The following is an 8,486-nucleotide window of genomic DNA, read 5'->3' on the forward strand; positions in this document are numbered from 1 at the left end:
AGCTCGCATTAACTGGCGTAAAGAAAATGCCTTGATGTTCAATGAGCAAGGCGATTATTCATTTGAGCTAAATGAAGATGGTTCTGTGCGTGAAATTCACTTAGAATTCCGCCGCATTGCTAACCAAATCATCGAAGAGTGTATGATTATTGCCAATATTTGTGCGGCACAATTCTTGGCAAATCACGCCAAAACGGGCGTATTTAACACCCATGCAGGGTTTGAACCGAAAAATATGGAAGCCGTTAGAACCTTCTTGTTAAATACTTTAACCGATGAAACCACAGCAGAAGATCAACTTGCTGAGCTTAATGATCGTTATTCTGCAGAAAAATTAGCAACATTAGAAGGATACTGTGCAATGCAACGTGATGTGCGTGAGTTTCCAGAAAACTTCTTGGAGCTACGTTTACGCCGTTATCTCACTTTCGCAGAATTTAAAGCAGAAGTTGCTCCGCACTTTGGTTTGGGGATCAGCCATTATGCGACTTGGACCTCGCCCATCCGTAAATATAGTGATATGGTGAACCATCGTTTAATCAAACAAGTGTTAGCAGACAAAGCGACAACTTGTGTTGAACAGAGCATTTTAGACCGCTTGCAGGAAGCACGTAAGCAAAACCGAATGGTTGAGCGTGATATTACAGACTGGTTATATGCTCGCTACTTACACCCGATGGTGGAACAAGCGGTCGAATTTGAATGCGAACTTGCAGATGTTTCACGTGGCGGCTTACGTGCAAGAGTAATTGACAACGGGGCTTCTATTTTCGTGCCATTCTCAACACTTCACGATGAGAAAACTGAAATAGATTTTCGTCCAGAAGCGTTAGCAATTTACATCAAAGGTGAAAAAGCCTACCAAATCGGACAAAAAGTGAAGGTAAAACTTACGGAAGTACGATTAGATACCCGCTCGATTGTAGGGCAGTTAGTCGAAGAGTAGTAAGAAAATCCCTAGTTGGTTAAAACCACTAGGGATTTTTGTATTATGTCTATTAGAACAACCCAGCGTGTAATGCACGGACAACGTCATCAGCTTCACTGTTTTTGATAAGTGTACAAACGTTGTTAGTGCTTGCACCATAGCTGATTAAACGTACGTTAAAGCGTTCTAAATGGTGGAATAACTGTTTTGCTACGCCTGCTTGGGTGTGTAAGTTATTACCAATAATCGCGACTAAAGCGAGGTCATTTTCTACTTGAACGTGACAAAGTTCTCTTAATTCATCTAATAAATCTTGGGAAAGCATTTCTGCCCCTGTTGAGGCTGATCCTGTTTTATCTAGCGTTAATGCGATGCTTACTTCTGAAGTGGTGATGACATCTACAGAAATATTATGTTTTGCTAAAATAGCGAAAACATTTGCTAAGAAACCTTTGGCATGGAGCATTGAAAGGCTTGAAAGCGTGAGTAAGGTTTGATTGCGACGTAAAGCAATTGCACGGAAAGTTGGGCGAGGTTGAGGATCGCGAGTTACCCAAGTACCGCCTTGTTCTGGAGCTTTGCTTGAACCAACGAATACTGGGATATTACTACGCACCGCAGGTAATAAGGTTGCAGGGTGAAGCACTTTTGCCCCGAAAGTTGCCATTTCAGCCGCTTCGTTAAATGCCATCGTGTCGATACGTTTTGCATTTGGCTCAACACGTGGATCTGTAGTGTAGATACCTGGTACGTCAGTCCAGATCAACACATCATCTGCGTTTAATACTTCTGCTAAAAGTGCAGCAGAGTAGTCTGAACCGCCACGACCTAATGTCGTGGTTTTACCTTCATCATCACGACCGATAAAACCTTGTGTAATCGCCACTTTGCCTTCTGTGATAAGTGGTTTTAAAATCGCATCAGATTGTAATTTGGTTTTTTCATCGTTTGGTGCTGCTTTACCATAGTGGTTGTTCGTTGCCACGATTTCACGCACATCTACCCAAACGGCAGGATAGTTACGTTCTACACATAATTGAGTGAAGATTTTGGTAGACATCATCTCGCCGTGAGAGATGAGTTCATCCGCAAGTGCGGTTGAAGTGGCAAGGCTTGCTGATTCGGCAAGTGCTTCAATGTGAGCTAATAATTTATCAATTTGAGCTGAAATTTCTGCTTGATGTTGTAATTTTTCGATAATGTTATATTGAATTGAGCGAACAGCTGCGATGATTTCATCGCGACGTGCTTTTTCACAACCGTTTGCGAGCTCAACTAAATAGTTGGTTACTCCTGCAGATGCAGATAATACCACAACGCGAGTGTTTGGATCTTGAGTTACGATATTTGCACATAATGACATCGCTTCGAAATTAGCGACACTTGTACCACCAAATTTAGCCACAGAAAGTTTAGACATAATAAAAATTTCCTATTAAGGGACGATGTTGTGATTTTAGTGATTCGAAAGGAAATTGAGTAGATTTGTGGGCGAGCCATTCCATCAGAGCACTCCATTGAAATCGCGTTAAACACAATTTCAATGACAGCTAGTAGGATTCAACCTGACCTAGCCGATGTTCATTCCAGTCTAGTGAATTCACACCTCGGCAAGCACTCCCATCAATTAATCGTCAAACGGCCCTAGTTGCCTAGAATTAATCTGCCTGAGTGTTGCGCCTCTCTGTTTCGCAAACGTTTGTCTAGCGAAAACTTAGCCCTAAAATACGTGATTTTAAGTAAGTGTCAAGGGAAAATTTTTAAAACATAAAGAGATGATGAAGAATTAAACAAACTAAACGTATTATGCTAAATCCGTAAAAATTTGCGACCACATTTTCCCTACAAAATCCCGCTCTGCTTCAAATTCACTCATCGGTACGCAACTTGGTTGGCGTAATAAATTCAAGTGATGAATACGGTTTCGCATTGCCGTGTAACAATGTTTAAGCTGTTCACCTGCTGGTTCGGTTAAAATGCAGCACGCCATTGCCGTATCTAAAATGCGGACATTATCCGACCAAACCGCCATCTCTGGCGAGGTTTCGGCATTTGCTAACACCAAATATTGGGCGATAAATTCAATATCAGTAATGCCACCTTTGTCGGTTTTTAAGTTAAATTCGACCGCTTGCGGTTGGGTTAAATGCTGATACATTTTGGCTCTCATTCCTGTAATTTCTGCTTTAAGCGTCACCACATCACGTTTTTTTGCTAAAGTTGATTGACGAATTTGATCAAATTCAGCTTTTAGACTTTCTGTACCATACACGCATCTTGCTCGCACAAGTGCTTGGCTTTCCCACGTCCACGCCTCGTTTTTCTGGTAGAAATCGTAGGCATTGAAAGTACTGACTAAAAGACCTGCTTCGCCTGATGGTCGCAACCGCATATCCACTTCATATAACACGCCTGCACTGGTGTTGAGGTTAAAAATAGAGTTAATTTTTTGAGCTAATTTCAAGTAAAACTGATGGCTAGAGACAGATTTCCGTCCGCCAACTGTTTCGCTATTTTCAGGGGCATTGTGTAGGAAAACCAAGTCTAAATCGGAATTGTAGCCCAACTCAATACCGCCCAATTTTCCGTAGCCAATCACCGCAAAACCTTTTTCATTTTCGCCCAAATGCTCTGGTACGCCAAACCGTTGGCTCACTGCTTTCCACGCCATATTTACTACCGCTCCGATAATCGCTTCAGCAAGGTAAGTGAGATGGTCACTAATTTTCATCACAGGCAACACGCCCATAATATCAGCTGAGGCGATGCGTAAAATCTGGCTCTGTTTGAATTGTCGCAATGCATCAATTAATGCTTCTTCGTCCTCTTCAGGAATACGAACCAAATAGTCGTTCAATGCAGGCTCGTAATCACGGAAATCAATCACTTGCGTGAGCCCTTTATTGCTCATTAATTCATCCAATAACATTGGATAACGGGCAATCTGCTCGGCAATCATAATCGACTGACCACAAAGTGTAATCAGCTGTGGCAAGATCTGCTCTTTTTCCGTAAGGAGCTCCAAATAGGTGGTTCGGGTCGTGATTTTATCTAAAATATTGAGCAATCGAGGCAGTAAAATTAGGTAATTCGGTTGGCTGAAAATTTTATCAAGCATTTTCGGCAACAAGGTTCTCAGCACTTCACGCCCACGCACGCCAATCGGTTTACGGCTCCAATCTTGTAGCGTTGTGGTAAGCCAGCGGAAAATCTCCGCATAATCCGCATTTTGCACAGCATACTCTTTCAGCACGCTTGCCAAATCTTCTTCGCTCATCTCCAGATGCAAAATATCTCGCCACAAGGTAATTTGCTCGTTTACAAGCGGTGGATTTTCTTCTTCATCTTTCCCAATCAGTGCATTAAACACCGCCCGCACTTTTTTCTGATATTGCCCCAAGACCTGCAAGAAATCCGCCCAATTTTGGATCGCGTGCTCTAGCCACGTTTCTCCTTGTTCAGTTTCAATCAAATATTTCTGCGTAGCTAATATCAGGCATTGCTGAGCTTGTTCATCCGTTGGCAAGGTTTGGGTTTGCTTATCATCAAGTGCCTGTAACACATTCTCTACTTGGCGGAAGAATAGGTATGCGGTGCGTAAATCTGTTACTTGTTCTATAGTCAGTAAATTTAGCTCTGCCAAGCGAGGTAACACAGTCAATAGACTGCGTTCTTGTAAGATTTTATCGCGACCACCTCGCATCATTTGGAAAGTTTGCACAATAAATTCGATTTCACGAATGCCACCTGCACCCAGCTTGATGTTATCTATCAGATTACGACGTACCACCTCGCGGCTGATTTTCTCTTTCATTTCTCGCAGTGATTGGATCGCACTAAAATCCAAGTAGCGGCGATAAACGAACGGACGCAACATCTGCTTTAAATAGCGATGGTTGAGATTGCTCAAATCTTCGCCCAAGATTTTCGCTTTAATCATCGCGTAACGTTCCCAATCTCGCCCTTGCTCTTGGTAATAGTCTTCCATTGAGGCAAAACTAAGCACTAATGCTCCGCTATCGCCAAACGGGCGCAAGCGTATATCGGTGCGATATGCAAAGCCCTCGGCAGTTACTTCATCTAATGCCCGAATTAAACGCTGCCCCAGTCTGGTAAAAAACTTGCTATTTTCGACCGCTTTCCGCCCACCCACGGTTTCGCCTGCATCAGGGTAGACAAAAATCAGGTCAATATCTGACGAGAAATTTAGCTCCCGCCCGCCCAATTTTCCCATTCCTAAAATCAGCAATTCTTGCGGTTCATTCAGACTATTCATTGGCACGCCATATTCCGCACAGCAACGCTGATAGAGCCAATCACGCGCCTGTAAAATAATCGCCTCCGCCAAATCAGAAAGGGCTTGAAAAACAAACTCAACGCTGGCTAATTTGTTCGATTGAATAAAGCTAAGTGTTGCCATTTCATGATGGCGAAACAAACGAAGTTCTTTGCCTAATTGCTCTTCATCTTGCACATTTTGCAACGCTTGAGCTAAACGCTCCGTATAATGTGTGCAATCTTGCGGACTAGGCGAATGCTCAAACCATTGATTTAATAATTCAGGCTGAGATAAAAGCGTGCGTTTTACAAAACTAGACATTGAAATCGCATTCATAAGCGGTGGATTTTTTGCGATTTTTTGCGAAAGTGCTGGGGGGAATAGGGATAGTGGCATAAAAGCTCCGCGTATTATTTTAGATATTGCCTATAAAGAATCGTTGGATAATGCTTCAATTGCATTTAAACAGCGCATTTTGCGAAATTCTGTCTCTTGAAGCTGGTGCTGATAAACTGTTTTTTCTTGTTCATTCTCCGCTTGAAATTGTTTCTCTAATAGCCAACTAATTTTTTCATTCAATGCTCGTAATGCTTTACGGTATTCCGTCAAACGCTTTTCAGTTGGTAAACTGTGTACATTTCGTGGAAAGCGATAAGAAGAGTAGAACAGCTCCTGCTTTTGAGATTGTTTTAGCGGCTTAATCGCGGTTAATAAGGCATCTATTTGATCTAGTAGTTTTTTTGAGTAGATCTCTGCGTGGTCTAATTGGCTTTGAGCTTGTAATAGTTGTGCGGTTTGGCGGATCTCTTCCATAAAAAAAATGATCTTAGCTTCTTTTTGAGTAAAAAAATGTCCAGAAATGACCGCTTGTTTCGATGCGAAAGGAGAAAATTGGTTTAAAATTTGTTCAATTTTATCGGTAAATTGCTGCATGATGAAAGAAATAATGAGGTATTTTGGGCATTATACCTTGCTTTATTGAGGATTCAATGGCTAAAAATTGGTAAAAAAACAAGCAAATTTGTAAATAAATGTCAAAAGTGTGAAGTAGTTCACAAAATATTTTTAATTTGTGCTTGAACTTTTATTTAATGCATTAAAACAAATAAAGTCATTATTTTTCAATTAGTTACATATTTAATTATTCTGAAATGGAATGCTAAAAATTTTGATAGAAAACTCCATTTTTATTGTAACTATTTGATTTTTAAGGTATTTTAAAGAAAAGAGTGTAAGGGCTTAAAATTATTGACACTGAATCTGCTTTTTGCCATTATGCACTTGCATTAACATTTAGTCCAATCAAGGCATTAAATGTGCGCAAGCTTTTAAGATAGTTCTTTAGTGAATAAAGAACGTATTACTAAAACAAACCTTATAGATAGATAGGTGGTCATTATGAAAAAAACATTAGTAGCATTAACAGTAGCAGCATTAGCAGCAACTTCAGCTCAAGCGGTAACCGTATTAGATCAAGATGGTTCAAAAGTAGTTTTTGATGGTTCTTTGCGTTTAATTGGTGAAAAACAATCTAACCAAGATACTGCATTGAGAAACGCAGGCACACGTTTTCGTGTAACTACTAAACATCAAATTGATCAAGATTTCTATGCATTAGGCCGTGTAGAATTCCGCTTTGATAAAAATGCTGGTCGTGATGGATTTGGAGATTTAAATACTAAACGTGCTTATGTGGGTTTAGGTAGCCAACAAGCAGGTGAATTAACTTTTGGTCGTCAATTAACTATTGCTGATGATTTAAGTCAAGCAGATGACTATGAATATGGTTTAATTAATAAAGGTAATTACATCGCTACTTCTGGTAATAGCGTAATCCGTTATGACTATAAAGGCGTAGAAGGTTTACAAGTAGGAGCAAATTATAACTTTGGTCAAGGTAAAACTAAAAATGCGGCTGGCTTAGGTGTATTATATGCTCAAGATAGTTATGATGTCCGCTTTGGATATGGTCACACAAATTATACTGCTGTAGGTAATGCAAAAGCAAAAACATTAGATGGTTACTTATTATCTACAGGCTACTCATTCGGTGATTTTGCATTAACTGGTGACTTTGGTTATGCAAATGAAAAAGATAAAGCTAAAGATGCAAAAACTGATAGATTCTATGTATCTCCAGGCTTCAAATATCAAGTAATTCCAGCTTCTAAAGTGTATGGTAACTACTTATATGAAGAATCTAAAACGGACAATAAAGCATCAACAGCAGATACCAAAGCTAAAAAACAAGGCGTATTGTTAGGTGTTGACTATAAATTCCACAAACAAGTCGTTGTATTCTTAGAGGGTGCATACACTCAAACTAAAGAATACACAGCAAATGTAGCTAATGGCTATAAATTAGATAGCAAAACCAACGAAAAAGCTGTGGGTGTAGGTATGCGTGTATTCTGGTAATCTTTGATTGCTAGTGTAAATTAAAAGAACCCTCAATCAGAAATGGTTGAGGGTTTATTTTATATGCGAGAAAAGGCTATAAAAATAGACAATTTATTTTGCTTTTTATTAAAAAATCAGTAAAATATGCTCCGACTTTTTGTCAATTATTCACGAAAATAGCTGGGTCGCCTGCTATTTTTTATTTTTAACGGAATAAACATTCCATTTATCAAAGAGAATTACACTATGTCATTCAAATTCGAAGCTGAAGTTCGTACAGCGCAAGGTAAGGGTGCGAGCCGCCGCCTGCGTCATGCTGGTCAAGTTCCTGCAATCATCTATGGTGGTAACGCAGAGCCTGTATCAATCGTTTTAAACCACGATAACGTAAACAACGCACAAGTTCACGATGCGTTCTATAACGAAGTTTTAACTATCGTTGTGGCTGGTAAAGAAGAAAAAGTGAAAGTACAAGCAATTCAGCGACACCCAACTAAACCAAAATTAGTCCACTTAGACTTCAAACGTGCGTAATCTAGGTATACCAACGCTTTAATACACTTTTCTGTTCCGAAACTATTAGTAATTTCTCTGATTTTTTACCTAATAAAATCAATATCTTATGAAATAGTTTCGGAACGTTTTTATGTTATATCCCCCTATTTTTAATTTGCTCGCACGAGTTTGCGATATTATCCTGTTAACTCCTTTCAAAACACAGATTCTTTTGCTGGTTTTCTGTTTATTAACGAAATAATTATGGCTTTTAAATATGAACTTATATAAAAATACACAAGCTAATACCCCTTGGGAAAAATTAAAAGTGAATATTATGATGATTATTCAGATAGCAATATTTTTAATATTAATTTTCTCAGT

At 39.5% G+C, this 8,486-nt stretch carries 6 protein-coding genes and 1 riboswitch; of the genes, 3 read left to right on the forward strand and 3 right to left on the reverse strand.

What is annotated here, in order from left to right; translation table 11 throughout:
* Nucleotides 1–946: RNB domain-containing ribonuclease (locus KH943_RS07775; RefSeq protein WP_304109744.1), on the forward strand; the 946-nt coding region annotated here is incomplete at its 5' end.
* Between the two features lie 52 nt (nt 947–998).
* Here the strand turns inward: KH943_RS07775 and lysC are convergent.
* The 3 genes from lysC to priC form a co-directional block, all read right to left on the reverse strand.
* Nucleotides 999–2,348 carry a lysine-sensitive aspartokinase 3 gene (lysC, locus tag KH943_RS07780; RefSeq protein WP_304109746.1) on the reverse strand — a complete coding sequence of 450 codons (1,350 nt, stop codon included), beginning with the start codon at nt 2,346–2,348 and terminating at the stop codon, nt 999–1,001.
* A gap of 79 nt (nt 2,349–2,427) precedes the next feature.
* A riboswitch (Lysine riboswitch) is annotated at nt 2,428–2,621 on the reverse strand.
* A 111-nt stretch (nt 2,622–2,732) separates the two neighbouring features.
* On the reverse strand, nt 2,733–5,603 hold the full coding sequence (gene glnE / locus KH943_RS07785) for a bifunctional [glutamate--ammonia ligase]-adenylyl-L-tyrosine phosphorylase/[glutamate--ammonia-ligase] adenylyltransferase (RefSeq protein ID WP_304109748.1): 2,871 nt from the start codon (nt 5,601–5,603) through the stop codon (nt 2,733–2,735).
* A 30-nt stretch (nt 5,604–5,633) separates the two neighbouring features.
* Entirely contained in the window at nt 5,634–6,140 is a 507-nt protein-coding gene (gene priC, locus KH943_RS07790) for a primosomal replication protein PriC (RefSeq protein WP_304109750.1), read from the reverse strand.
* A gap of 465 nt (nt 6,141–6,605) precedes the next feature.
* On the opposite strand from priC, the gene KH943_RS07795 reads away from it, so the two are divergent.
* Together KH943_RS07795 and rplY are read left to right on the forward strand one after the other, a co-directional pair.
* Nucleotides 6,606–7,625, forward strand: a complete 1,020-nt coding sequence (locus tag KH943_RS07795) for a porin (protein WP_304109752.1) — start codon at nt 6,606–6,608, stop codon at nt 7,623–7,625.
* Nucleotides 7,626–7,853: 228 nt separating this feature from the next.
* The gene (rplY, locus tag KH943_RS07800; protein WP_005705838.1) at nt 7,854–8,141 is read left to right on the forward strand and encodes a 50S ribosomal protein L25; all 288 of its coding nucleotides are present in this window, start codon (nt 7,854–7,856) and stop codon (nt 8,139–8,141) included.
* Nucleotides 8,142–8,486 lie beyond the last annotated feature (345 nt).

The sequence above is a fragment of the Haemophilus parahaemolyticus genome (assembly GCF_018373095.1).
Classification (GTDB): domain Bacteria; phylum Pseudomonadota; class Gammaproteobacteria; order Enterobacterales; family Pasteurellaceae; genus Haemophilus_A; species Haemophilus_A parahaemolyticus_A.